The following is a 26,474-nucleotide window of genomic DNA, read 5'->3' as shown; positions in this document are numbered from 1 at the left end:
TCGCTCATAAATAGATCCTTTATGCGTCCGCGTGGGCCCGCTCGGTGCGCGCTTTGAGCTCACGAAGAATTTCAAGCTCATTCGCACTGGGTTCAGGTGTGCTTTCAAGCTGCTCGGCAAAGCGCACTTCCCAGCCGGTAGCCTCAATCACTTCCTCGCGACTCACACCGGGGTGCAGTGACACCACGACCAGCTCTTTGCTGCCCGGGTCGGGCTTCATCACGCACAGGTCGGTAATCACGCGGGTGGGGCCCTTGCCGATATTGGGCACGTTGTCGCGCCCTTTCCCGTCGCGGCCAAAGCCAAGGGTGGTGACGAAGTCGACATCTTTCACAAAGGCACGCTTGGAGTGCTTCAAAGTGATAAACACTTCACCGGCGTTGGTGGCGATTTCCGGCGCACCGCCGCCACCCGGCAGGCGAACCTTGGGCGCTTTGTAATCGCCGATAAGCGTGGTGTTAAGGTTAGCAAAGCGGTCGATTTGCGCGGTACCTAAAAAGCCCACGTCGACTTTGCCGCCCTGGAGCCAGTAGCGGAACATCTCCGGCACCGCCACGGTGGTGAGCGCCGATTCGCACAGCTCACCATCCCCAATAGATAACGGCAGAATATCGGGCTTGGTCTGCAGCGTGCCGGACTCGTAAATCAGCACTACATCGGGGGCGTGCGTCAGCCGTGCCAGGTTGGCGGCTTCCGAGGGCAGCCCGATACCCACAAAGCAGGTCATGCCATTTTCCAGCGCCCGCGCGGCGGTCACCGACATCATTTCAGAAGAGGTGTATTCCAGACTCATTAGGCTTGGCCTCCCACGTTATCGGCGGCATTAAAAACGTTGTTGTCGAGCCACTGGGTGAAGGTGTCGCGATCGCGAGCGATGGCATCCCACTCTTTATAGAAGCGGTTGCTGCGACCGTAATAGCCGTGGGTGTACGAGGGCAGCGCACCTTTCTCGGCTACCGCAATGGCGCTGATCGCCCAGCTTGGAATCACACAGGCATTGGGAGTAGCCCCCAAGTCATCGACGATCTCTTCCACCGTGACAATACTGTGCTTGGCCGCAAGCACGGCCTCTTTCTGAACGCCGACGATACCTTCCACCAGCACATTGCCCTGACGATCCGCCCGCTGTGCGTGGATGATCGAGACATCCGGGCGCACTGACGGCACGGCCGCCAAGCGCTCACCGGTAAACGGGCACTCGATGAATTTGATTTGGTCGTTGACGCTGGGCAGCTCGCTGCCGATGTAGCCGCGAAAAACGGCGAGCGGTAAACCTGCCGCACCGGCTTCAAAGGCGCAGGCCATGGCGGCATGGCTGTGTTCAAGAATCTCGATCTTGCACGGCCAGCCTTTCTCAACCGCATCACGCAGACGGTGTAGCGATCCCACACCGGGGTTGCCACCCCAGGAGAAGATCACCTTTTTAGCGCAGCCTGCGCCAATCATTTGATCGTAGATGATATCGGGGGTCATGCGGATCAGCGTCAGATCACGCTTTTTTTGCCGGATCACTTCGTGACCGGCGGCAAACGGTATCAGGTGGGTAAAGCCTTCCATGGCCACGGTGGCGCCGTCTTGGACGTAGCGCGCTACCGCGTCATGCAAGCTGAGAAACTCGGACATGATGGGTGCCTCAACAAAATTTATAGTGCTGTTCGCAATGCGAATATTGATTCAATATACGAACAATAAAGTATGGAAAGAATGCGCACCCGTCAATCCATAACTGCGGTAAATTGAGGCTTAGTAATCTAATCAATGTTCTTAAAGAACCAATACCGATGTTTTTTATTATACTTTGGTATCAAGTTTGTTGATAAAAATTCTTTTAAAACAATACTTTAAAAAATAGTTCGCAATACGAACTGTAATTCTCTTGACGAACTACGCCTCTAAACACATTCTCGTAGGCACTAAAGGGCTTTGTTAGGGCCTACAAAAGCTTTTATATACTGTAAGGAGTTACACTAATGTCTAATAAAGAAAATAAGAGCATTGCTTCAATTTTTGGCGAAGGGGGGCGACCAAAGAATAGTCAACGCGAAATTAAAATTATCGATACCACTTTTCGTGATGCACACCAGAGCCTATGGGCGACGCGAATGCGTACTGAACATATGATGGGCATTGCAGATACAATGAACAGTGCTGGTTTCCATCACATTGATATGATGGCACCTATCCAGTTTGATGTATCTGTGCGTTATCTCAAGGAAGATCCATGGGAACGTGTAAGAGAATTACATAAAGCAGCCCCCGAAACTAAGTTTCGTGCATTAATTCGTTCAAAAAATATCGCTTCATTCGACTTTCTCCCTGATGATGTAATTGATGGGTGGGTCGATCAACTATATAACAATGGCTTCCGAGTTATTGGCGCATTTGATGGATTAAATGATGTTTCCAATATAGTTGGTTGCTTAAAGCGCGCCAAAGCATTAGGTGCCTATACTTTTGGCGCTCTTTCTTTCTGTGAAAGTCCTGTACATACAGATGAGCTTTTCGTAAAAACTGCAGTTGAACTGATTGAGCAAGCTGATGTAGATGCAATTATGCTTAAAGATGCTGGAGGCTTGCTTACCCCAGAACGTATTCGCACTTTAGTTCCTGCTATAAAAAAAGTAATTGGCGATCGTCCTCTTGAACTTCATAGCCATTGCTTGACTGCATTATGCCCATTAGTATATTTAGAAGCTGTCGAGTTAGGCTGCGATCTTTTACATACTTCTATTGCGCCTTTAGCCAATGGTGCTGGACAGCCAGCAACCCAAACCATCGTAAAGTCATTACGAGAACTTGGGTACGTAGTAAATGTTAATGATGAAAAAATTGAAGAAGTTAGCAGCTATTTTAAAAACATTTGTGAAGTAGAAGGAAAACCAGAAGGTAAGCCTGCTGAATATAACCCATTACATTATAAGCATCAGTTGCCAGGAGGAATGTTATCCAATTTTCATGCTCAACTAGAGACGGCTGGGCTGGGTAATCGGTATGAAGAGCTCCTAGAGGAAATTGCCCTAGTTAGAAAAGAGCTGGCATGGCCTATTATGATTACTCCTTTTGCTCAGTTTGTTGGAACTCAAGCGGTAATGAACGTTATTTCTGGTGAACGCTACGGAACAGTACCGAATGAAATTAAAAAGTATGTTCTGGGCTATTATGGCCGCCTATTAGGTCCTGTTGATTCAGAAGTCTATAAAAAAATACTTGAAAATGGTTCCTCAGAAATTAATGAGAAACCTACAGCCCCAAAACCTATGATGAAAGACCTAGCTCAACAGCACCCAAATGCTACAAAAGACGAGCTTTTGTTACGTGCCATGTTTGCAGGCAATCAAGTTGATGGGATGAAAGAGGCTATTGCCAATGGTGAATCTGGTGATGACTTCAGCGGGGGGCTAGTCTCTTTTATTAAAGAGCTTGCTAGTGGCGATGAAAAGCAAGTTAAGCTATCAACTGAAAACCTAAATATCTCGATTTCAAGATAGTTTTAATAAACATAGGAGAATTAAAAATGAAAGATTTTGATATTAGCTTAAATGACTTAAAACAACTCACTAAATGGGTAAAGGAAAGTAGCGATATACGTGAGTTATCTTTATCTTATAACGGACTTGAGCTTTTTATTAGTCGTAATGAAAGTACGCAACGTTCAGTATCTTCTGATGCTGCGGGGACACCTGTAACTACTGCACCTGCTCCCAGTAAACAAGAACAACCCGAATTAAACAAACCTACTATTGCCCCAACTGCAAGTAAATCATCACCGACAGCTGACGTATCTGTGGCTGAAAATGAACATTTAATTACTGCTCCGATGGTTGGTACTTTTTACATGTCGCCAAAGCCCGGTGCGCCTGCATTTGTTGAAATTGGTCAGCAAGTAGAACCAAAATCTGTTGTGTGTATCATAGAAGTTATGAAGTTGATGAATAATCTCGAAGCTAAAGTTAATGGTCGTGTAAAAGAAATCTATGTGGAAGACCAACAGCCCGTAGAGTATGGGCAACCCATTATGCTTATTGAGAAAGAATGAGTTTCTTCTCGCTCAAATGGGAGTTTTCATGTTAAATAAAATTAAAAGCGTAATGATTGCTAACCGAGGCGAAATATCGCTTCGGATTATTCGAGCTTGTCAAGAGCTGGGGGTAAAAAGCGTAGCTATCTACTCTGAAGCTGACAAAGATACATTACCAGTTAAGTTGGCTGATTCAGCTGTTTGTATTGGACCTGCTCCTGCTCAGGCGAGCTACCAAAATCAAGAAGCCATCATTAGCGCAGCTTTGGCGTTTGGTGTAGATGCTATTCATCCAGGTTATGGGTTTCTTTCAGAAAAAGCAGACTTTGCAAAGAAGTGTGAAGATAATGGCATAATTTTTATCGGCCCTTCTGCTGACATAATAAGCAAGATGGGAGATAAAATTGAAGCTAGGAAAATAGCCGACTCAGCTTCAGTGCCTACAATTCCTGGCTCAGATGGTGCTGTTACTGAATTCAAAAAAGCTCTAGAAATAGCAGAAAGCATTGGTTTCCCTCTTCTGATCAAAGCATCCGCGGGTGGTGGCGGCAGAGGTATGAGGGTGGTAGAGTCTAGAGATACCTTAGAGCAGGATCTGAATGAGATCATGTCTGAGGCTGAAGTCGCTTTTGGCGATTCATCTGTCTATATTGAGAAATATCTTACAGACATTCGCCACATAGAAGTTCAACTTCTTGCTGACGGCGACAGTTGTATTCATCTTGGTGAGCGCGATTGCACTGCTCAACGACGTAATCAGAAGCTAGTTGAAGAGGCCCCTTCTCCTGCATTAAGTACCTCCCAACGAAATGACTTGTGTCAATCGGCTGTACGCCTGGCTAAAAAAGTTAAGTATAAAAGCGCCGGAACGGTTGAGTATGTTTATGACAATATCGATAAGCAATTTTATTTTATCGAAATGAACACTCGTGTTCAGGTTGAACACCCTGTATCTGAAATGATTACTGGCATTGATATAATAAAAGAACAAATCAAGATAGCAGATAACCAAGTGTTAAACATCAAGCAGGAAGACATAGTGCTCTCTGGTCATGCTATAGAGTGCCGTCTCAATGCAGAAGATCCAGAAAATGGATTTTCCCCATGCCCAGGCACAATAAGCTATTATCGTCCACCAGGTGGTTTTGGTATTCGTATGGATAGTCACTTAGAAAGTGGCTATACAATTCCACCATATTACGACTCGATGATCGGTAAGCTAATTTGTTGGGGAGCAGACCGTAATGAAGCCATCATTAGAATGACACGTGCTTTATCTGAAATGAAAGTTGAAGGTGTTAAAACAACAGCTAAGTTCCATAGTAAACTGATTAACAGCGAACAATTTAAATCCGGGAATTTTAATACTGTCTTTGTTGCCAGTTTACTTGAAAAGCAGCACTAACATAAAAACAAGGAGCATTATAATGAAGCTACTAAAGAAAAGTATTAAACATTGCGCGATAGCCTTAGCTGTGGCAGGTACAGCAGGTACTGGTTTTTCTTCAGAAGTGGAAGCTCAACAGCTTAATATGCTAGCTGGCTACCCTTCTAATTTTGCCTGGTATAGGGAGATTGGGCCTAAATTTATCGAAATGGTAGAAGAGTATTCTGACGGCAGCGTTCAAATCAATGTGCAAGGGCCAGACGTCGTTCCTGCATTTGAGCAACTTCAACCAGTACAAGCTGGGGCTTTTGATCTATTGTTTACTCATGCGGCTTATCACTCAGGTACAACGGCCATTGGGCTCTCTCTTGACGCGATAGATGTTGATCCAATTAAGCGCCGCGAAGAGGGGTTAATCGATTATATTGATGAACATTATCAAGAACTCGGTTTAAAGCTAATTTCAGCTCCTTCCACAGGAACTAAAGGTTTTCGTTTCTATTTACGTGAGCCTATTACTGGTGAGCCAGGGTTAGAAGGACGACGTATTCGTGGAACAGTTTCATATCAATCTATGATTGAAGAGCTTGGCGGAGCCGTAGTGAATATGCCTGTTACTGATATCTACACGGCATTACAAAGAGGCGTTATTGACGGAGCTGCATGGGGCTTAACTGGCGCTAGTGATCTCCAATGGCATGAGATCATAGACTACATGACAGATCCTGAGTTCGGTCAAGTTGGTGTGATGATTTATATGAACCTTGATCGCTGGAATGCTTTAGATAGTGATGCACAGAATGCGCTGATTGAAGCTGGCAAGCAGATTGAAATTGATTCTGTAGCTCACTTCGATGCTGTACAGAAGGAAGAAGCTGATTTTCTGATTGATAATGGTATGCAAATCACTTCTTTTAGTGAGTCTGAATCAGAAGCTCATGAACGCTTATGGGCAGAGGGTGTATGGAAAGTAGCTGAAGAGCAAAGTGGCGATGATGCTCGACAGTTACGAGAAATGGCAAAATCAGCTGACATGACCTACTAATAGCTGCCGTCATTTGGCTGGGGTATATGCCCCAGCCACTCAAAGGTTTATAACTATGTTTACAAAGATTATTGACGCTATTACTAAAGCCTTTTTTTTCTTGGCTTCATTAGCTTTAGGGCTAATCGTTGTTATTTTCTCTTTTGAAATTATAATGCGCTATTTTTTTGCTGCTCCTACGTCATGGGCAACAGATACGGTAACATTTCTATTTTGTGCATCATTAATGTTAGCTCTACCTGAAGTCACAAGAACGGATGGCAATATTGCTGTTTCTATTATTTTAGATTTTTCTGCACCAAGCATTGCCAACAAGATAAAATTAGTAATTTACGCGGTATCTTTCTTAATTGTTTCATACGTTACGTATATTACGTTTATTGAATTCTCACGTCTGTTTGAAACTGGCATTAATACATTAGGTTCATTCCGAATATCTAAATGGATAGTATTTAGTTTTATTCCTCTTGGGCTTGGATTATCTGTTTTGCAATTAATAATATTGTTCAAAAGACAATTAATTGAAATTTCTTTAGTTAGAAAAGGAGCTTAAGATGGAATGGTATTGGATACTTACAGTTTCATTTCTATTCTTACTCGGCTTGATGGCAACAGGTCTCCCTGTCTTTGTTGCATTTTTAATTGCAAATGTCACAGGTGTGCTCGTAACTTTAGGAGAAAGAGGCTTTGGCATGTTTAGTAACAGCATGTACGAAACCTTAACCTCAGAAAGTTTTATTACTATACCTTTATTCGTTCTTATGGGTGAGATTTTATTCAGATCTGGTTCAGTCGACGTCTTGTCATCGGCACTTGATAAGTGGATTGGCCGTGTTAATGGACGTATGTACTATTTAGTTATCGCCTTATCGACTATTTTTGGAGCGCTTTCAGGTGCAGCTGCAGCAGTAGCTGCAATGTTAGGTCGCTCTATATTACCTCAAATGCAAAAACTTGGGTATGATACTAACTTAACAAATTTTACGATTCTTGGCGGTGCATCTCTTGCTCCAATTATTCCTCCAAGCCTTCTCGTAATCGTAATAGGCTCGTTAGTTCGTGACACGTCAATTGCAGGGTTACTTATCGCGGGAATCATCCCTGGCCTTCTAATTTCACTCATTCTCTTCCTCTATGTATATATTCGTGTTGCACGAAACCCAGAGCTTTCACCTGATAACAATGAGACTGTAAAAAACTACTCTATAAAAGAAAAGTTAATTGAAATAATTAAAGTATCACCTTTTTTTATTGTTATTTTTTCGGTTATGGGGCTTATTTTACTCGGAGTTGCGACTCCATCAGAAGCGGCAGCTACTGGCGTTATAGGAGCTATAATAACTGCCGCCATTTACAAATCATTCCACCTTAAAATGCTATGGGAAAGCTTACAATCATCTACAAAAATTAGCTTAATGATTGTTATAATTGTTGCAAGTTCTAAACTATTCGGCCAATTATTATCCTTTATGGGTGCTACTTCAGGTTTGATTGACTTCGTTAGCACATTAGAGCTTAGTGACTGGATGATGTTTTTTGTATTAATGTTAATACCTTTTATATTATGCATGTTTATTGATCAATTTGCTTTTATATTATTGGCAATACCTCTGTACGCGCCTGTTGTAAGTGCATATGATTTCGACCCTATATGGTTTTGGACTATCTTCTTGATCAACTTAACAGTAGGTAGTTTAACTCCACCTTTTGGATACACATTATTTGCCTTAAAAGGTTCTGCTGACAGTGTTTTAATATCAGACATTTACAAAAGTTCTTGGCCGGTTGTAATACTCTTTATGTCGTCAATATTACTTTTCTATTTCTTCCCAGCAATTATAACTTTTTTACCTAGCATTCTTTAGGTATTAGCTATGATTTCACAGACTATTTAATTGGATTTCTTGCTATGAAAGAAAAAATTTATAGTTTAAGAATTGATGATGTACATAACTTATGCGTCAGAGAGTTTTATTGTGAAAAAGCTTTTGACCATCAAAAGCAACCTATATTATTAATCCATGGGGCAACGATTGCTTCTGAGCTTTGGGTGAATGACTATAAACAATATTCATGGTGCCACCGTTTGGCTAGCCGCGGTTATCACGTCTTCACTTGTGATTTATTAGGCTTTGGATCGTCAAAATCTGATATTGATTTACTGAAAATATCAGATACACGCGCTAATGATATTTCTAAGCATTCTATAAAGCTGATAAATCATATTCTTCATACTACTTCTCATGACAAGATAAGCGTTGTTGCTTGCTCTTGGGGAACAGTTGTCCTGACTAAAGTTTTAACTGAAAATACTCACAATATTAGTAAAGCAGTATTTTACGCCCCTATTAGCTATGATTGTAAAGCAGCAAATTATTGGAAAACAAAATACGAATCTATACCTATAAATGATAATGGTGAAAAATTAGGGTATGTTTTTGTTGACACTAATAGCTTCATTTCGAGATGGGATGAAGAAATACCGGTTATCGATAAATCAGCTTGGCGAAACAATAAAGCTTTAATGTCAATTATTAATAACACAATGCTGAACTCTAAAACACTAAGCTCGTCATTTCTTGTGCCTACAGGACCACTAGCAGATTTGGCTGATATTTTTTCTAATACAAATATACATTGCCCTGAAAAAATAACAATTCCGTCACTAGTTATTAGAGCTAGTCATGATTTAACATCAACCGAAAAATCGTCTAGAGAATTTTACGATTCAATTCAAAGCTCTGAAAAAACTTACGTTGGAATAAAAGATGGGACTCACTTTGCACTTTTAGAGAAAAGCATGGAAAAAATATTCGATAAAACTATTAAATTTTTAGAAAAAAATTAGCTTTAAGCGACTCACTTCACATTAGATTAGTTAGGTTAAAAATGAATAATGAACTTCATATGAACACTATTCCTTATCAACTTCCTCAGCCTAGTTATATGAGCTCCGACCTCATGATTCCCCATGTACTCAGTGAGTGGGTTAATGATGACAATTTATGGGTGCCTACTACTAATTTTGTATCTTTTAAGCCTTTACTGCTCCATGCTAGTGGTGGGTACTATATTAATCTATTAAGAGTTAGAAAAAGTGGGGTTCTTTCACGTCATCGTCATTCTGGAGATGTGCAGGCTCTCATACTCAAAGGCAAATGGTATTACCTTGAACACGACTGGGTTGCAGAAGAAGGTTCTTTTGTTTTTGAGCCACCAGGAGAAACTCATACTCTTTTTGTACCTCAAGATGTTAATGAAATGATTACATGGTTTAGTGTAAAAGGTGGTTACACCTATGTAGATGAAATGGGGAGAGCAACAGGGTACGAAGATGTTTTTACTAAAATAGAAGCTGCACGTAGCTATTACGAAAAAATTGGTTTAGATAAAAGCTTATTAGAAAATATCATTAGGTAGCTCAAAATTTTAAATTCGTTATTATTAAACATAAGAATTATGGTAGATATTTTAATTTTTTAATATTAAATTTAAAGCAGCTTGATACCCTCCAGTTCCAAGTCCCGCAATAACGCCATCAGCTCTCAATGATACATAGGAGTGGTGGCGGAAACTCTCGCGTTTATGAACATTGGAGAGATGTACTTCAATTACTTTGCCTTCAAATGCGTTGAGCGCATCTAATATAGCAACAGATGTATGCGTATACGCAGCTGGGTTAATTATGATGGCTAGCGTTCCATCTAGACGCGCAGCATGAATCGCATCAATTATTTCACCTTCATGATTACTCTGGAAACAAACTATATCCCAACCTGCTGCAAACGCAGTTTTACTCAAAGCTTTATTGATATCTTCTAGGGTTTCGTAGCCATAAATTTCTGGCTGTCTAGTGCCTAACAAGTTTAGGTTCGGACCGTGAAGCACTGTTACTTTTGGTTGACTCATTGAATGGCCTCCTTTGGTAATATTCCGACATGCCAATAAGTAAATATATTAATCATACCGCTTTATTAGCCGCTTGACCTGTATTATTTAGGCCATGGAAGCGCATATTTGTTCGCCATTCGAACAAATATGCTATATTGGCCTTTTATAATGTTGCATACCTCTATGAGTGGACACTGATGGAAGAACAACTCCAAGATGAAATGTTAACCCCCGATGACCGCGACTTCGTGACTGCGCTGGCGAGCGGCCTGGAGGTTATTTTAGCATTTGACGAGAACCATCCTCGTATGACGCTTAGCGAAGTAGCCGCGCGTACTAGTATGAACCGAGCGAAAGCACGACGTTTTTTGCTGACGCTGCACGCGCTCGGTTATGTCCGCAAACAGCAGCGCTACTTTGAGTTAGCGCCACGCGTGCTGCAATTGGGATACTCGTTTTTGTCCGCCAATAATTACCGCAGCGCCATTCAACAGTACCTGGAAGAGATCACCAACGAATGCGGAGAGTCTTCTTCCCTGGGTGTGCTTGATGGCGATGACGTCATTTATGTCGCGCGCTCAGCGGCGCGTCATCGTTTAATGGCGATCACCTTGTCGATTGGCACTCGTCTACCGGCCGCCTATACCTCCATGGGACGCGTTCTGCTCGCCCAATTACCAGAAGTCGAATTGGACGCTTACCTAGAGCGGCTGACGTTGCAGCGCTATACCGATAAAACCTTCACAACAAAAGGTGAGCTTAAAAAGTGTATCGATAGAGCGCGCCAGCAAGGCTACGCCGTTGCCGACCAGGAGCTCGACTCCGGCTTGCGCTCGTTGGCAGTGCCAGCCTTTGATGCAAACGGCAAACTACTGGGCGCTATCAATATTAGTACCAACGCAGCACGTATCGACCTAGACACACTGCTCAAAGAATACCTGCCCCTGCTCCAGTCCAAAGCGCGCCTTATTCGCACCACTATCAGCTGCTAATTCGCCAATTGCACCAGCGCCTGTTCAAGCGATGCTTGTTGGCGCTGCGTGTATAGCTCAATCTCATCAATGACGGTAGCCCCTAAAGCCTGCTCGAATTGCTGTTGGCTGGCGCTACTGCCGTAGTTATCGTGGCTGCTTTCGCCCAGATTGGACTGAAAAATGCCAGCCGCACTCACCGGTAAGAAATCTTCATAAATCATCGGTGTGACTGACAGGGCGCCCTGCTGAATCAGGCTATCCACCTGCTCTATCGAAACCGGCCCCTGCACCGGCACGCCCTTCACCGCGTGGTAATGGAAGAATGCTAACGCTTCCCGACGCAACGTGGCGTAATCATCGGGAAACGCGGTAAAGACTTCCGCTAAATGGGCTTGGTGAGCGTCATTATCCGCCCCCTTGGGCGCACTTTCTCGCGCCGTTGCCAGCAGTCGATCATAAAGCTCGCGCCCTTTTTTAGTTAGCGCAATACCGCGCTGCTCGATCTCGCCAAAACGAGCAGTGTGCTTGCCCTCGGCGGCATCCGCAAAAGCGATGGTCTCCTCTAACGCTTTGAAACTGGTCTGGCGCAAGAGTATCGGGCAGTCGCGACGGGGTGGGCCTTCAATGGTTGCTTTGGGGTCAATACCCACGCTTGGCATACGCCGTTGTACTTCATCAATATCTAACGTTCTCGGCGTTAGGTGATTAATGTGTGGGCCGCGGAAGCAGACCACGTCGGCGATCAAGCGATGCTCATTATGCAAACGGTCATAAGTCGCCAAATCAACCGTAGCGTTGTCATGCCAGCGGAACGTTTCCAGCGCTTCCTGAACGAACTGCTCGGCATCGGCGGCGCTAAGCCCACCCTGCTGCTCAAAGCGTTCAATGAGCGTTTTCACATTAGCAGTAAAAATATCCCGTGAGCTTAAAATGGCGCTTGCCTGTTCGCGGAGTTCGGCCTTTTCGATCAGCTCAAGGCGCAGTAGAGAGGTAAAGACACGAAAGGGATTACGCTTGAGCGCACGATCGGCGACCGGACGAAATGCCGTGGAGTGCACCGGCACGCCCGCCGCCGCCAGGTCGTAATAGCCAACCGGCTCCATTCCCATTACCGCGAACATTCGCCGTAGCATGGCAAGCTCGTCAGCGCTGCCCACGCGAATCGCGCCGTGGCGTTCCACATTGATGCGGGCCAGCTCGTCGCTCTCCTGCAGCGCACCGTTAAGCTCAGGATTAGCAGCTAGCACCTCTCGATTAACAGCCTCGACCAGCGACAACAAGGTGCCGTATTGCGGCACTTCCTGCTGATACATCGCTGACATCGCGCTGGAAAATTGGTCGCGGATTTCATCACTGCTAACGTACGCTGAACTCATGGAATTGTCCTATTTATAAACGGCTATACCTGCCCATAAAAGGCTATACCTACATAGTAGCGCTATCGGCGCCTTAACAATTTCACTTTTTCCGCACCTTGCTACACCTAAAAGCCCCCCTCACCTTAACGAGTAGGTATTTTAAACTGTTACATTAGTGCTTGAACTTATGAACCTAGGCACGCCATCAATGACGCTTCCGCTTTATTTAGGTTTGCCCATGTGGGCCAATCAAGACTGGCTCGGCAGTCTTTATCCGCGCCATGCCAAAACCGAGCTATTAAGCGATTATGCCGCGGTGTTTTCGAGCGTTGAAGGTAACACTACGTTTTATAGCGGTATTCCAAAACCGGAAACAGTCGCCGCTTGGGCACGCCAGGCGCCACCCCACTTTCGTTTTTGTTTTAAATTACCGGCAAGCGTCACTCACGATCAACGGCTTACCCATTTAGAAGACGCATGGGCATTTTTAGCCGCCCTTGAACCGCTGCACGATCGCCTTGGGCCCACCATGGTTCAACTACCGCGCGATTTTGGCTCTCAAGAACTCCCTCAGCTGGAAGCGTTGCTCGCCGATTGGCCTGCTCATTTGCCTTGCGCGGTAGAAGTACGCCACCCTGACTTTTTCCACAAGGGAGCCGCTGAAATCGCCCTTAACCGCCTGTTGATAACTTATTCGGCCAACCGCGTGATGCTCGACGTCCGTCCGCTCTTCTCAACCCCAGCAAATGACCATATCGGCCTGGCTCATGCTCAGCAAGAAAAGCCGAAACTCCCACTACACGTGCTTTCCACGGCAAATTATCCGGTGATTCGCTTTATTGGCCATATTGACAAAACCATAAACAGTGACTACTTCACCGCTTGGAAGGCTCGTCTAAAGCTGTGGATAAATCAGGGGAAAACCCCTTTCTTATTTGTGCATACTGCAGATAACCGTGAGTCTCCTCACATGGCTCGGCTACTTTATAACGCACTCGGAGAAGAGACGCCCTTACCCCCGCTTGAGCCCTTTGCCGGTGAAAAGCAAAGCCAACTCTTTTAGACCACCTTTTTAGGTGAGCTAACTGGCATGCTTGCGGTTGATCAGATAAATTGCGCTTACTTTTGGAAAAGGACGTCAGCAATGACTCCATTTTCCGAAAACTAGCGTGCTCAACACGTAGTGACTTACACAACAATCGACTTAATGGGTGATGTATGGCGAAGCTTGCGCATGCGCAGTGGTCATCGCGAATGACCTTTGTGCTGGCCGCCGCTGGTTCAGCGGTGGGTCTAGGGAATATCTGGAAATTTCCGTATATGGTGGGTGAAAGCGGCGGCGCTGCTTTCGTATTTGTGTATTTACTTTGTATCGCGCTGATTGGCTTGCCTATTCTCGTCTCCGAGTGGCTACTGGGGCGGCGTGGCCAGAAGAACCCTGCCAGCACGATGTCAGAACTGGCCCGCACCGCAAACAAGCCAAAAGCATGGGCCATTGTCGGCATTAGCGGCATTGTTGGGGCCTTTTTGATTTTGTCGTTTTACAGCGTGATTGGTGGCTGGTCGCTCTACTACACCGTTAACTCAGTGAGCGGTGCCTTTAGCGGTCAAGACGCCGACGGAATTGGCGCCCTGTTTAATGGCATGCTGAGTAACCCAAGCTTACTGCTGTTGGGCCATTCGATCTTTATGCTACTGGTGATTGGCATTGTCGCCCGCGGTGTTACCAAAGGGCTTGAAGGCGCTGTACGCATTCTAATGCCAGTACTCGCGCTGCTGCTAGTTGTGCTGATCGGTTACGGCATGTCGACCGGCCACTTTGGTGAAGCGTTGACGTACATGTTCAACCCGGACTGGAGCAAGCTCAGCGCAGAAACCGTGCTGGCCGCCTTAGGTCACGCCTTCTTCACCCTCTCACTGGGTATGGGCATCATGATGGCTTACGGCTCTTACTTAGGCAAAGAGATCAACCTGCTGCAAACCGCCCGCACGGTCATCATCATGGACACCGTCATTGCCCTAGGCGCTGGGCTAGCCATTTTCCCGATTGTGTTTGCCAACAACCTGGATCTTGCCTCAGGCCCTGGGCTGATTTTCGTCACGCTGCCGTTGGCGTTTGGCAATATGGATGGTGGCTTGATCCTAGGCTTGATGTTCTTCTTGTTGCTCACGTTTGCCGCGCTGACCTCAGCGATTTCACTGCTTGAGCCGGTGGTTGAGTTCGTTGAAGAGCGCACGCCGCTCAGACGTGTCATGGCAACGGTTGTGGCCGGCGTGGGGGCTTGGTTGCTCGGCATTGCGGCACTGCTATCGTTCAACGTTTGGAGCGAGCCGCTCATGTTTGGGCTGGGCGTATTCGACCTGCTGGATACGCTGACCAGCAAAATAATGCTGCCGCTAACCGGGCTAGGCGCGATTCTCTTCGCCGCTTGGTGCCTAGATCGTAAAAGTGTCGAAGCCGAGCTTGAACTTTCAGCGACCGGTAAAAGCGTATGGAACATCATCGCACGCTATGTAGCGCCCGCTGGCGTTATTGCGGTGTTCGTGACAGGTCTTATTTAAGGTAAGCCGTCACTTCCCTGCTGTTTGCTAACCTCAGTGCAATTCGCTCTCTTGCCGATCTTCATCAGGCAAGGGGGCGATGTCCCGCGATAGCTTCTGAAATTCTCGATGCAATTCAATCCCACGACGCGCTCTTAGGCTACGCTGGGCAGCGCTGCGCTGACGCTGGGCATGTTCATCTACTTGCATACTCATAAAGATATCGAGCAGTTCGCTTTTAACCGAGGTGATGCGTTCGACGTTTCTCATAATCGACGTTCCTCCAGGTGAATATGCCTTCGTCCACCTGCATCCGTGACGACTGTTTGATGCAGTGCGGCACTTCACTTCTTACTATAACCTACTTGACAAAATGATGAACATTCTTAAAAAAAGTGTCTAACGGCATTTTAACGCTAACCTTAAACAACGCTTTTCATGCCCATTTGCGCCATCAGTCAGGCATACTGTGGCAAATGCTAGCAGTAAGCCAAGTGTGTGCTAAAGAGCCAAGGAGCTGAACGTGAGTCGCGCCCTGTTCGATGAGATGAGACGCCGCATGGAGCACTTCCGACGCTCCGAGCAAAAAGTGGCGCGGTTTGTACTGCGCAACCCCGAAGAGGTCATCCACATGCGTATTGTGGATTTGGCCACCGAAGCCACCGTGAGCGAACCCACGGTAGTGCGTTTTTGCCGTGCGCTGGGGTGCAATGGCTTTCAGGATTTCAAGCTACAGCTAGCGCAAATGCTGGCCAGCGGCAGCCAGTTTGCACAGTTTTCCATGAACGATAGTGACTCGGTCGCTGAGTTTTCCCACAGCATCTTTGACTCGACCGTGGGCACGCTGCTCTCTGTGCGTGACCGGCTGGATAACGACGCCCTGGGCCGAGCGGTTAATGCGCTAGCAATGGCTAATCGCGTGGAGTTCTACGGCTTTGGCGCCTCAGGCGCAGTCGCCTTTGACGCCCAGCACAAGTTTTTCCGGCTGCAAATTTCCACCTCTGCCTACGCCGACCCTCATATGCAGAATATGTCGGCGGTGACCTTAAAAGAGGGCGATGTAGTGGTGGCGATTTCTCAAACGGGGCGCACCAAGGCGCTGGTCGCCAGCGTACGGCTCGCCCGTGAAGCTGGTGCCACCGTGATTGGGCTATGCCCCAGCGGCTCACCGCTCGCTGAAGAGGTCAGCCTTCCACTGTATATCGATGTTCACGAGGACACCGAAATCTACACGCCGCTTAGTTCGCGCATTGCCCATCTGGTGCTGATTGATGTGCTCGCCGTCGGGGTCGCTAAAACCCGCGGCCCAAAACTCGCCGAACAGCTTAAAGCGGTTAAAAAGAGCCTCAATACGCTGCGCTTTCCTGAAGAGTCGTAATCGTTAACCTGTATACACAGCCAGTTTGCTGGCTGTGCTAGACTAGCCGCCTATTTTTTGATCCGGCAGCGGCTACTATGGACGACGTCACGGCGATTCTCGATCAGCTCAACTCCGCACAGCGCGAAGCAGTGAGCGCCCCCCAAGGTAACCTGTTGGTGCTCGCAGGGGCAGGCTCCGGCAAAACCCGCGTGTTGGTTCACCGTATCGCCTGGCTGATGCAGGCCGAAGGGTTGTCTCCCTACGCGCTGCTGGCGGTTACCTTTACCAATAAAGCCGCTAAAGAAATGCGTACCCGCCTTGAGACGCTGCTGAGCCTCTCGCTGCGACATGTCTGGGTCGGCACCTTTCACTCCATTGCCCACCGCCTGCTGCGCACCCACTGGCAGGATGCTCGGCTGCCGCAACACTTCCAGATTATCGATTCCGACGATCAGCTGCGCCTGGTTAAACGGCTGCTGAAAGATTACTCGATCGATGACGAACGTTATCCGCCGCGTCAGGTGCAGGGGTTTATCTCCGGCTGCAAAGAAGAAGGGCTGCGCCCGCACCAGGTAAATGTCGATGGCGATGCCTACATGGGTCAGATGGTCGAACTCTATGAGCGCTACCAACTGACCTGCGAGCGCGGCGGTCTGGTCGATTTCGGTGAGCTGCTGCTGCGAAGCCTGGAGTTACTGCGCGATAACCCAGCACTGTTAAAACACTATCAGGAGCGCTTTGGTCACGTACTGGTGGATGAGTTTCAGGATACCAATACGCTGCAATACGCCTGGCTAAAACTGCTCACTGGCATGAAAACGCCGATGACCGCGGTGGGCGATGACGACCAGTCGATCTACGGCTGGCGCGGTGCCAAGGTGGAGAATATCAGCCGCTTTGAGCAGGAATTCCCGCAAACCCATACCGTGCGTCTAGAGCAGAACTATCGTTCCACCAGCGCGATTCTTGAAGCCGCCAATACACTGATCAGCCACAACAGCGAGCGGATGGGCAAAAACCTGTGGACTGATGGCATCGAAGGCGAGCCGATCTCGATTTACGCCGGGTTTAACGACCTGGAAGAAGCCCGCTATATCGTTGACACCATCAAAGAAAAGGTCGATGAAGGCTTCAACCGCCGGGATATCGCGATTCTCTACCGATCCAATGCCCAGTCGCGGCTACTTGAAGAAACGCTGATTCGCCAAGGCATGCCCTACCGTATTTACGGCGGGCACCGCTTTTATGAGCGCCTGGAAATCAAGAATGCCCTGGCCTATCTTCGCCTGCTGCTCAACCGCGATGACGACGCCTCACTGGAACGGGTGATTAATGTGCCCACCCGCGGTATTGGCACGCGTACGGTGGAAATTGTTCGCCTGCGTGCACGTGAGCAGAGCATTCCGCTGTGGCAGGCGCTCCACGATGCGATTAACGACGGCACTTTAAAAGGCCGCGCCGCCAATGCCGTGCAAACCTTTGCCAACCTGATTGAGCAGCTCGATAACGATGCTGCTGGTATGGCACTGCATGAAATTATTGATCACGTGACAGTACATACGGGCTTGATTGAGCATCACAAAAGTGAACGTGGCGAGAAAGGCCAAGCCCGCGTCGAAAACTTGGAAGAGCTGGTCACTGCTGCCCGCGCCTTTACCCAGGGCGACGTTTTTGAAGCGCCCGAAGCGGGCGAAGGCATGGCGGCGCTGGAGGCATTTCTTTCAGAAGCGGCTCTTAACGCTGGCGACCATGAAGCTGAAGAGTTTGAAGATAGCGTACAGTTAATGACGCTGCACTCCGCCAAAGGCCTGGAGTTCCCGGTGGTATTTATTGCCGGTGTCGAGGAGGGGCTGTTTCCGCATAAGATGTCGCTTGAGGAACCGGGCAGGCTCGAAGAGGAGCGCAGGCTGTGTTACGTCGGCGTTACCCGCGCCATGCAGAAGCTCTACCTGACCCATGCTGAAACACGCCGCCTACACGGCAAAGAGGTGTTTCCACGCCCGTCCCGCTTCTTGCGCGAGCTACCGCCACACCTGCTGGAAGAAGTTCGCCTGCGCGGGCATATTTCCCGCCCGGTGACCGCATCGCGCACCTCCTTTGCCCAGCAAAGCGTTGAGAGCAGCGGCGATCTGCCTAGCCTGCACGTCGGCCAAGGCGTTGAGCACCCGGTGTTCGGTGAAGGGATTATCCTTAACGCGGAAGGCGAAGGTGCCCGCGCCCGTGTACAGGTCAGCTTTGCAGGCGAAGGGGTAAAATGGCTGGTACTTGGCTTTGCCAAGCTGACGCCGCTATAGCGATCTGTTCACTTACGTCCCATTGAATGCGCCCAGGCGCCATGTAGAGGTCATTATGAAACAGCGCTTAAAACGCCTATTTCCAGAAGTGAGTAACGGCTGGCAGGCACTCAGCGGCTACCAGCGTTTTGAACGCTTAGTATCGATGGTACTGACCCTCGCCATCGGCGGCGCTGTGCTGGTCGCCATGTATTATCTGGTCATTCATGTGGTACAGCTGCTGTTTATTCAAAGCCGCGACCCCTTTGACTACCGCGTGTTTCAAGCCTTGTTCGACATGATTCTTACCGTCTTGATTGCCATGGAGTTCAACAACTCCATTATCCGCACAATGACCAGCGGGAAAGGCTTCATTCACGTTGAAATCGTCGTGCTGATTGCCATTATGGCGCTGGTGCGCAAGTTTATGGTGCTGGATATGGAAGTCATCGACCCTTGGCAAATTGGTGCGCTATCGGTCGCGGTCTTGGCGTTAGGCGGTTGCTATTGGCTGGTGCGCCACGGCAACAGTATGAAAGACGCAGCGGATGATTAGTCATAAGGCTTGCGAGCTAAATTCGCTATAAAGCATACTAACAAGCAGACACGGCGCACTTAGCGTCCTATAAAAACAGATAATGACTTTTGGAGTTTTGCTCACATGCAACGCCGTAACTTCCTCAAAACCGTTGGCCTAGGCGCTGCGGGTGTCGCTGCCGCCCCCTTCGTAACTACCTCTAGCGTACGCGCTCAAGAGACCTATACCTGGGACATGGTCACCTCGTGGCCGAAAAACTTTCCCGCTCTGGGCACCGGTGCAAATGATTTTGCCCGCCGGGTCGAGCAGCTTTCAAACGGCCGTATGCAGATTCGCGTCCATGGCGCGGGTGAGCTGGTTCCCGCGCTTGAAGTATTCGACGCCGTGGCGGTGGGAACCGCTGAGATGGGTCACTCTGCGTCCTACTACTGGCGCGGCAAAGTGGCTGCTTCACAATTTTTCACCGCTGTACCGTTCGGCATGACCACCACCGAAATGAATGCCTGGTTGTACCATGGTGACGGCCAAGAGCTGTGGGATGAAATCTACGCCAAACACAACCTGAAACCCTTTGCTGTCGGTAACACCGGCACGCAAATGGCGGGCTGGTTCAAAAAAGAGATCAACTCACTAGACGATATGCAGGGGCTGAAATTACGCCTTCCTGGCCTCGCTGGAGAAGCGATGAACGGCATCGGTGTCAGCACCGTCAACATGCCGGGGTCAGAGATTTTCACCTCGCTACAAACCGGCGCTTTGGATGCCGCTGACTGGGTGGGGCCGTATAACGATTTGGCGTTCGGTCTGCACCAGGTCGCTGATTACTACTACACGTCGGCGTGGAACGAGCCCTCAGCGGTACTGGAAGGCACGATCAACCTGGATGCCTGGAACGCGCTGCCGGAAGACCTGCAGGACGTCATTCGCGAAGCTGCACGTGCATCTAACCTGGCGATGATCAGCGAATTCGCCTTCCGCAATGCCCAGGCACTGGAAGCACTGGTCGATGAGCACGGCGTTCAGCTGCGCACCTTCCCTGAAGACGTGATGGCAGCGCTTTACACCTCCTCACAGGATGCCATCCAGCGCCAAATCGAGGACGATGAAGAGTCCCGCCGCGTGTATGAGTCTTACTTGGCGTTCCAGAAACTACTGCGTCCGTTTAGCGACGTGGGTGAATACGCCTATCTCAAGAACCGCGACAACGTAGGTGCCTGATTATACAGGCATGCAAGCACCAATTATGGCAAAGGGCGCACTGAGCGCCCTTTTGCTATTTTAGGCGGGAACTTTGAAGGGGTTGATAAGAAAGGGGCTACTCGCTGTGTACAGCTCGGATCCGCCCATTATCGTCTAATGCGACCATTACAAAACGCGCCTCTGTTACCTTTTGACGCTCTTCAATCCGTTGCCCATGGGGCGGGCGTACCCATACTTCCACATCAATTTTGATTGAGCTATGACCGATCTCTTGTACCTGGGTGTAGACACTGACCATTGAGCCGACGCGCACCGGGCTTAAAAAGTCCATGGCTTCAATCGCCACGGTGGCCGTTCGCCCACCCGCTTCGCGGCAGGCTGCAAGCTCAGCTGCCTGGTCCATTTGATTGACTAGCCAACCACCGGGTATATCACCATAAAGATTGGTATCTTGGCGGGAAGCCAGTAATTTTAAAGTAAGCTGCCCTTGAGGGGCCGGTACGTCATCCAAATCGGTTTCCAGAAGAGTCATGGGTTCGTCGCTTAGTCAGTTTATTGTTGTAAACGTTGCAGTAAGGCACATTGCCATGAGGCGTTGCTGCGTCGCAACACAAGTGAATGGATTCAGTTAACCATAAGAGGACGCTTGTTTGAATACTCTTTCATCTCATAGAAGCTACCTTTTATCGCTACGGCACACCTTAGGTTGCTGGGTGATGATGGCCCTGCTGCTGGTGACGCCACCTACTTGGGGGCAATCACTGCCGATAACCGGCACGTTAGGTGCCGTCGGTTCGGACACCATGGCTGGGCTCATGCTGCGCTGGGGCGAAACACTGACTTCCCGCTACCCAGAGGTAAAGCTGCAATTTCAAGCCAGCGGCTCGGCCAGCGCCCCAACCGCGCTAATGGCAGGTACCACCCGGCTGGGGCCGATGTCGCGGCCGATGAGCACTGAAGAGCGTAATAATTTCATTGACCGCTACGGCTACCCGCCGCTGGAGTTAAAGGTTGCCCGAGACGCGCTGATTGTGGTCGTCCATCGCCATAACCCGCTGCGCGCGCTCACCCGCCAGCAGGTCGATGCGATTTTCTCGACCTCGCGTGCCTGCGGTGCCGAGGCGCCGATACGGCGCTGGGAGCAACTTCCGGCAACCCGTGACTGGTCATTTGGCAGTATTGCGTTACATGGTCGCAACCTTGCCTCCGGCACTCACGGGCTATTTCAAGAACGGGCGCTGTGCGGCGGCCTCTTTCGCAACGATATTAGCGAACACCCCGGCTCATCGGCCGTCGTCGCTGCAGTGGGCGAGTCTGCCAATGCAATGGGATACGCCGGGTTTAACCACCTGACGCCGGCCGTGCGCGCAGTAAGCCTTTATGACGATGACGGCATCGCCATACCGCCCGATGAAGCAGCGATACAGAGCGGTGATTATCCGCTGTCGCGCTATCTCTACCTCTACGTGAACCTGCCGCCCGGGGCATCCTTACCGCCCGCCGAGCAGACACTACTGACGCTAATCATGTCCGATGAGGGCCAGCAAATTGCACGCGCATCCGGTTTTGTCCCCTTAACCCCAAGCGTCCTTGACGCGCAGCAAGGGTGGTAAGCCGCTGTCATCTAATTGACACATAATCGTCTTAGAATAGGAAGTCATTCTATGCACCGTTTTCACTATAAGCTCTCTTCACGACTCACTCTTTCAATACATGCTGGTCAGTACTGTGATCACCCCGGTTTTGCCATGCCTAGTTTTGTCATGATAGCGACATGACCCCACCTCGGTTAACCTCTTCTCGGCAGCCATTGCGCTTGCTTCAGGATCGTGTGGCCACCGGGTTCATCACCGCTGGTGGTGTCGGGGTGTTGCTGGCGATTCTCGCTATCGGCGTTTTTCTGATATGGGAAACGCTGCCACTACTGGCGATTGGAGAGAGCTTGGCCCTGGCCAAGCTCTCTCCGCTGGCGTGGGGCACCCTTAAAGCCGCGTTGGCTGCACTGCTGTTCGCGATTCCCGTCGCCTTAGGGGCGGCGATCTACTCTGCGTTGTTTATGTCAGCGCGCTTGCGTGCGCGTATCAAGCCCGCGCTCGAAATGATGGAGGCCATTCCCGGCGTGGTGGTGGGCTTTATTGCCGGGCTCATTTTGGCACCGTGGGTAGAGCGACACCTAGCCAGCGCTTTGGTACTGATAATCTGGCTACCGCTCAGTGCCGGGCTTGCGGGCTTGCTCTGGCAACTGGTCAAAGCTCGGCTGCGCCGCCGCTTACCGCCGCTTTCCTGGGCAGGCCTGTGGCTAATACCGTGGCTCGCTCTGATGGTGGCGATAGCGCTATGGCTTGCGCCGTGGATGGAGCAGCTGTGGCTGGGCGGTGATCTGCGTCAGTTGCTCGACCAGCGCTTTGGGATGGATTACGCCACCCGTAACGCCCTGATTGTCGGCTTGGCGATGGGTTTTGCCGTTATCCCCAGCATCTATTCATTGGCAGAAGATGCCCTTGCCGATGTGCCTTCGACCTTGATAGAGGGCGCCCAGGCGCTGGGTGCCAGCCGTTGGCAGGCGCTGTGGAAGGTGGCACTGGCGGCGGCGGGACCAGGTATTTTCTCGGCGGTGATGATCGGCGCGGGCCGGGCAGTGGGCGAAACCATGATTGTACTGATGGCCAGTGGCAACACCGCTCTGTTTAGCGCCAGCCCTTTCGAAGGTATGCGCTCCATGGCCGCGGCTATTGCCATCGAGCTTCCTGAAGCGTCACCCGGCGGCCAGACCTATCATCTGCTGATTTTTGCCGCGCTGGTGCTGTTTATCTTCACGTTCCTGGTTAACACCCTAGCCGAGGTTGTCCGCCAGCGCCTGCGCCGCCGTTATCGGCAGATGGGAGGCACTTCATGAAAGCTGGCACGGTCAACACCGCCTCTCGCCGCCCTCGTTTTAACTGGCTGAATGACTTATGGCCTTGGCTATGCGCGGCCAGCGTAGCACTCTCCTTGCTGATGCTGGGTGCTCTACTGGCGCTATTGTTAGTGCGTGGGCTTGGACACTTCTGGCCCGCGACGCTTGAAGAGGTCACTCTGCGTTCGGGTGACACCTTTGCTGGCCATGCCGTGCGCGAGGTCGAGCTCCCCCAGCAAGCGGGAGATGAACGGCTGTACTTTACCGGCAATCAGGACATTGAGGGCGCCCGCTGGCGCTGGGTAAAGATTGAGGAGATTGCCGAACGCGCGCAGCCAGCTGACTTGATTCGCCTGGAGCGAAGCCCCTGGGGGGATTTTATTGGCCGCTTGGTGGCCATTGAGCAAGACGACCAGCGCTGGGAGGGGGACGCTGCCTGGCAACGGTTAACGGCTTTATTGGCGCTTCCCGCTAGCCAACGTCAAGAGAGCCAGCTGCTGCTCACCACCGTGGATGGCCAAACCTTGCGCCAACCGATGGCCAGTATCGTCAGCGCTCAAGCCCCAAATGCGATGAGCTGGTCGCAGAAAACCCATGTCTGGGGCGATGGGGTATGGCGGTTTCTCAGCGAAGGACCCCGGGCAGCCAATACCGACGGTGGCGTGTGGCCGGCGATATTTGGCACCGTGCTAATGGTGATTTTAATGTCCGTCATGGTCACGCCTTTTGGCGTGCTGGCCGCTATTTATCTTAATGAAATTGCTCACCAGGGGCGGCTGACGCGCCTGGTGCGCATTGGCGTGCGCAATCTAGCGGGGGTGCCGTCCATCGTGTATGGCGTCTTCGGCTTGGGGGTATTCGTTTACGGTATCGGTGGATCGCTGGATGAGTGGTTTTTCAGCGATACACTGCCTTCGCCCACGTTTGGCACCGGCGGCCTGCTGTGGGCCTCGTTAACCCTCGCCCTGCTAACCCTGCCCGTCGTGATTGTGGCAACCGAAGAGGGGCTCGCGCGTATTCCTGAGGCCCAGCGCGAAGGCGCCGTGGCGCTCGGGGCTACTCGCCTGGAGATGCTTACCCGCATCGTACTGCCCATGGCGGCACCGGCCATGCTGACAGGCGTTATTTTAGCGGTCGCCCGCGCGGCAGGCGAAGTGGCGCCACTGATGCTCGTCGGCGTTGCCAAACTAGCGCCACAAATGCCCATTGATGGTGAGTTTCCTTACCTACATTTAGAGCGCAAGTTCATGCACCTTGGCTATCATTTATTTGATACCGCCTTTCACGGCGAAGATGTACAAGCTGCGATCCCGCTGGTTTACGCCACGGCGCTACTTTTAGTGTTGATTGTGCTAGTGCTTAATCTAACTGCCATATTTCTGCGTCATTATCTTGGGCGTCAACGGGGAAACGAATGCTAGCGCCTTTACATTCAGCTAATACCGCTCAGGTACCAGTGGCGCACTTTTCGTCCGAGCACAGCTGCCTGAGCATCGATCACTTAAGCCTCGCCTATGCAGGGAAAGAGGCGTTGCGCGACTTAACCCTCAGTGTTCCGCGACATCGTGTGACGGCCTTCATTGGCCCGTCGGGATGCGGTAAGTCAACGCTGTTACGGGCAATTAATCGGCTGCATGATCTCAATGAGACAGTGACCCATAGCGGCAAAATCACGCTGGAAGGGCAGAACATTCACGACCCGCAAACGAACGTGACCGAGCTGCGGCGGCGAGTAGGGATGGTGTTTCAAACCCCCAATCCCTTCCCTATGTCGATCTATGAAAACGTGGCCTTTGGCCTGCGGTTGCAGCAGCGCCTTCCCAAGCGCAAAAGGGACGATATTATTGAGTGGGCATTAACCTCCGCCGCGCTATGGGATGAAGTGAAAGACCGCCTGCACCGCTCCGCCTGGCAGCTTTCCGGTGGACAGCAGCAGCGACTAGTCATCGCCCGCACCTTAGCAGTACAGCCCGATGTGCTGCTGCTTGATGAACCCGCGTCAGCGCTAGACCCGATTTCAACGCTCAAAATTGAGGAGTTGATCCGTAATCTAAAGTCGGAGCTAACGCTGGTACTGGTCACCCACAATATGCAACAAGCGGCGCGCGTATCGGACTACACCGCCTTTTTGCATCAAGGTGAGCTGGTTGAGTACGGACCTACCGATCAGGTCTTCACCAACCCCCGTTTGCAACACACCGAAAACTACATCACCGGCCGCATTACCTAGGCCTTAGCGACTGAAACGTCAGGAGTGCTCCATGGATATTACTAGCGACTCTCACAGCCAGCATATCTCTCGCCAGTTCAACCAGGAGCTGGAAGAGCTAAAAACCCATCTGATGGCCATGGGCGGTCTGGTAGAGAAGCAAGTGCAGGATGCCGTCTTTGCGCTTCTGGAAGGCGACACCCGCCTAGCCGAACAAGTGCGCGACAATGATCGTCAGGTCAACGATCTGCAGCTGCAAATCGACGACGAATGCACCCGGGTACTGGCGCGGCGTCAGCCTGCAGCGTCCGACCTACGCCTGGTGCTCGCCGTTATCCGAGCCACCTCTGATCTTGAGCGAATCGGCGATGAGGCCAGCAAAATCGCCCGTAACGCCCTGCTGCTGAGTGAAAGTACCAGCACCATTCGTGGCTTGGTGGAAGTGCGCCACATCAGCGAGCATGTGCGCAAAATGCTGCGCGATGCGCTCACCGCCTTTGCCCGTTTTGACACCGACCTTGCGATGCAGGTAGTGCGTGAAGACGAGCTGGTTGACGATGAGTACAGCAGCGCAATGCGTTCACTAATGACGTTTATGATGGAAGACTCACGCTCGATTACCTCCGTACTCAGCATCATGTGGGTATTGCGCGCCCTGGAGCGCGTGGGCGACCACGCTGACAATCTTGCTGAGTACGTGGTTTATCTTGTCAAAGGGCTGGATATCCGCCACAGCGACCCCGATAACCTTGACCCGCAAGTGCTAAAAAAGTCTTGACCTGAA

26 protein-coding genes are annotated in these 26,474 nt (G+C 50.0%); 20 read left to right on the top strand and 6 right to left on the bottom strand.

Annotated elements, in window-relative coordinates; translation table 11 throughout:
- Positions 1–19 precede the first annotated feature (19 nt).
- Positions 20–793 (bottom strand): CoA-transferase subunit beta, encoded by a 774-nt coding sequence (locus tag HUO07_RS07165; RefSeq protein ID WP_176302998.1) that lies wholly within the window; start codon positions 791–793, stop codon positions 20–22.
- Positions 793–1,623: a CoA transferase subunit A gene (locus tag HUO07_RS07160; RefSeq protein ID WP_176302997.1), complete on the bottom strand. Its 831-nt coding sequence runs from the start codon at positions 1,621–1,623 to the stop codon at positions 793–795. Before HUO07_RS07160 ends, HUO07_RS07165 begins: the two co-directional genes overlap by 1 nt.
- A gap of 347 nt (positions 1,624–1,970) precedes the next feature.
- Between HUO07_RS07160 and HUO07_RS07155 the strand changes: the two genes are divergently transcribed.
- Genes HUO07_RS07155 through HUO07_RS07120 form a run of 8 tightly spaced genes read left to right on the top strand, consistent with a single transcriptional unit; the run spans position 1,971 to position 9,870 of the window.
- Positions 1,971–3,488: a pyruvate carboxylase subunit B gene (locus HUO07_RS07155; RefSeq protein ID WP_176302996.1), complete on the top strand. Its 1,518-nt coding sequence runs from the start codon at positions 1,971–1,973 to the stop codon at positions 3,486–3,488.
- A 26-nt stretch (positions 3,489–3,514) separates the two neighbouring features.
- Entirely contained in the window at positions 3,515–4,036 is a 522-nt protein-coding gene (accB, locus tag HUO07_RS07150; protein ID WP_176302995.1) for an acetyl-CoA carboxylase biotin carboxyl carrier protein, read from the top strand.
- 28 nt (positions 4,037–4,064) lie between these two features.
- Positions 4,065–5,423 (top strand): acetyl-CoA carboxylase biotin carboxylase subunit, encoded by a 1,359-nt coding sequence (gene accC / locus HUO07_RS07145; RefSeq protein ID WP_176302994.1) that lies wholly within the window; start codon positions 4,065–4,067, stop codon positions 5,421–5,423.
- 22 nt (positions 5,424–5,445) lie between these two features.
- Positions 5,446–6,450, top strand: coding sequence for a TRAP transporter substrate-binding protein DctP (gene dctP / locus HUO07_RS07140; RefSeq protein WP_176302993.1), 1,005 nt, complete (start codon positions 5,446–5,448; stop codon positions 6,448–6,450).
- A gap of 55 nt (positions 6,451–6,505) precedes the next feature.
- On the top strand, positions 6,506–7,003 hold the full coding sequence (locus HUO07_RS07135; protein WP_176302992.1) for a TRAP transporter small permease: 498 nt from the start codon (positions 6,506–6,508) through the stop codon (positions 7,001–7,003).
- A gap of 1 nt (position 7,004) precedes the next feature.
- Positions 7,005–8,315: a TRAP transporter large permease gene (locus HUO07_RS07130; RefSeq protein ID WP_176302991.1), complete on the top strand. Its 1,311-nt coding sequence runs from the start codon at positions 7,005–7,007 to the stop codon at positions 8,313–8,315.
- A 44-nt stretch (positions 8,316–8,359) separates the two neighbouring features.
- A complete protein-coding gene (locus HUO07_RS07125) occupies positions 8,360–9,298 on the top strand; it encodes an alpha/beta hydrolase (protein ID WP_176302990.1) in 939 nt (312 codons plus the stop codon).
- A 59-nt stretch (positions 9,299–9,357) separates the two neighbouring features.
- Positions 9,358–9,870, top strand: a complete 513-nt coding sequence (locus HUO07_RS07120) for a 2,4'-dihydroxyacetophenone dioxygenase family protein (protein WP_246286540.1) — start codon at positions 9,358–9,360, stop codon at positions 9,868–9,870.
- Positions 9,871–9,921: 51 nt separating this feature from the next.
- Here the strand turns inward: HUO07_RS07120 and aroQ are convergent, their stop codons facing one another.
- The gene (aroQ, locus tag HUO07_RS07115; protein WP_176302988.1) at positions 9,922–10,359 is read right to left on the bottom strand and encodes a type II 3-dehydroquinate dehydratase; all 438 of its coding nucleotides are present in this window, start codon (positions 10,357–10,359) and stop codon (positions 9,922–9,924) included.
- A gap of 179 nt (positions 10,360–10,538) precedes the next feature.
- Here aroQ and HUO07_RS07110 point away from each other — a divergent pair, with 179 nt between their 5' ends.
- Positions 10,539–11,333, top strand: a complete 795-nt coding sequence (locus HUO07_RS07110) for an IclR family transcriptional regulator domain-containing protein (protein ID WP_176302987.1) — start codon at positions 10,539–10,541, stop codon at positions 11,331–11,333.
- Here the strand turns inward: HUO07_RS07110 and hglS are convergent.
- Positions 11,330–12,691 (bottom strand): 2-oxoadipate dioxygenase/decarboxylase HglS, encoded by a 1,362-nt coding sequence (gene hglS / locus HUO07_RS07105; RefSeq protein ID WP_176302986.1) that lies wholly within the window; start codon positions 12,689–12,691, stop codon positions 11,330–11,332. The genes HUO07_RS07110 and hglS overlap by 4 nt on opposite strands.
- A 190-nt stretch (positions 12,692–12,881) precedes the next feature.
- Here hglS and HUO07_RS07100 point away from each other — a divergent pair, with 190 nt between their 5' ends.
- Both HUO07_RS07100 and HUO07_RS07095 read left to right on the top strand, forming a co-directional pair.
- Positions 12,882–13,736, top strand: a complete 855-nt coding sequence (locus HUO07_RS07100; RefSeq protein WP_176302985.1) for a DUF72 domain-containing protein — start codon at positions 12,882–12,884, stop codon at positions 13,734–13,736.
- A 155-nt stretch (positions 13,737–13,891) separates the two neighbouring features.
- Positions 13,892–15,235 (top strand): sodium-dependent transporter, encoded by a 1,344-nt coding sequence (locus tag HUO07_RS07095; RefSeq protein ID WP_176302984.1) that lies wholly within the window; start codon positions 13,892–13,894, stop codon positions 15,233–15,235.
- Positions 15,236–15,268: 33 nt separating this feature from the next.
- Here the strand turns inward: HUO07_RS07095 and HUO07_RS07090 are convergent, their stop codons facing one another.
- Positions 15,269–15,484: a PA3496 family putative envelope integrity protein gene (locus HUO07_RS07090; protein ID WP_008956472.1), complete on the bottom strand. Its 216-nt coding sequence runs from the start codon at positions 15,482–15,484 to the stop codon at positions 15,269–15,271.
- 253 nt (positions 15,485–15,737) lie between these two features.
- Between HUO07_RS07090 and hexR the strand changes: the two genes are divergently transcribed.
- From hexR to HUO07_RS07070, 4 genes are all read left to right on the top strand, one after another.
- A complete protein-coding gene (hexR, locus tag HUO07_RS07085; RefSeq protein ID WP_101146915.1) occupies positions 15,738–16,592 on the top strand; it encodes a transcriptional regulator HexR in 855 nt (284 codons plus the stop codon).
- Positions 16,593–16,669: 77 nt separating this feature from the next.
- Complete coding sequence (gene uvrD / locus HUO07_RS07080; RefSeq protein ID WP_176302983.1) at positions 16,670–18,868, top strand: DNA helicase II; 2,199 nt, start codon at positions 16,670–16,672, stop codon at positions 18,866–18,868.
- A 55-nt stretch (positions 18,869–18,923) separates the two neighbouring features.
- Complete coding sequence (locus HUO07_RS07075; RefSeq protein ID WP_008956469.1) at positions 18,924–19,403, top strand: phosphate-starvation-inducible PsiE family protein; 480 nt, start codon at positions 18,924–18,926, stop codon at positions 19,401–19,403.
- 105 nt (positions 19,404–19,508) lie between these two features.
- Positions 19,509–20,603: a TRAP transporter substrate-binding protein gene (locus tag HUO07_RS07070; protein ID WP_176302982.1), complete on the top strand. Its 1,095-nt coding sequence runs from the start codon at positions 19,509–19,511 to the stop codon at positions 20,601–20,603.
- 97 nt (positions 20,604–20,700) lie between these two features.
- Here the strand turns inward: HUO07_RS07070 and HUO07_RS07065 are convergent, their stop codons facing one another.
- A complete protein-coding gene (locus HUO07_RS07065; RefSeq protein ID WP_008956467.1) occupies positions 20,701–21,117 on the bottom strand; it encodes an acyl-CoA thioesterase in 417 nt (138 codons plus the stop codon).
- A 184-nt stretch (positions 21,118–21,301) separates the two neighbouring features.
- On the opposite strand from HUO07_RS07065, the gene HUO07_RS07060 reads away from it, so the two are divergent.
- From HUO07_RS07060 to phoU, 5 genes are all read left to right on the top strand, one after another.
- Positions 21,302–22,198, top strand: coding sequence for a PstS family phosphate ABC transporter substrate-binding protein (locus HUO07_RS07060; RefSeq protein WP_176302981.1), 897 nt, complete (start codon positions 21,302–21,304; stop codon positions 22,196–22,198).
- A gap of 161 nt (positions 22,199–22,359) precedes the next feature.
- Entirely contained in the window at positions 22,360–23,481 is a 1,122-nt protein-coding gene (locus tag HUO07_RS07055; protein ID WP_176302980.1) for an ABC transporter permease subunit, read from the top strand.
- Entirely contained in the window at positions 23,478–24,902 is a 1,425-nt protein-coding gene (gene pstA / locus HUO07_RS07050) for a phosphate ABC transporter permease PstA (RefSeq protein WP_176302979.1), read from the top strand. Before HUO07_RS07055 ends, pstA begins: the two co-directional genes overlap by 4 nt.
- Positions 24,896–25,711 (top strand): phosphate ABC transporter ATP-binding protein PstB, encoded by an 816-nt coding sequence (gene pstB / locus HUO07_RS07045; RefSeq protein ID WP_176302978.1) that lies wholly within the window; start codon positions 24,896–24,898, stop codon positions 25,709–25,711. The genes pstA and pstB overlap by 7 nt, the downstream gene beginning before the upstream one ends.
- A gap of 31 nt (positions 25,712–25,742) precedes the next feature.
- Complete coding sequence (gene phoU, locus HUO07_RS07040; RefSeq protein ID WP_008956462.1) at positions 25,743–26,468, top strand: phosphate signaling complex protein PhoU; 726 nt, start codon at positions 25,743–25,745, stop codon at positions 26,466–26,468.
- The last annotated feature ends 6 nt before the right edge of the window (positions 26,469–26,474 follow it).

Source organism: Vreelandella maris (assembly GCF_013371085.1).
In the GTDB taxonomy this organism is placed as follows: Bacteria; Pseudomonadota; Gammaproteobacteria; order Pseudomonadales; family Halomonadaceae; genus Vreelandella; species Vreelandella maris.
This window is presented reverse-complemented; position numbering and strand designations above follow the sequence as displayed.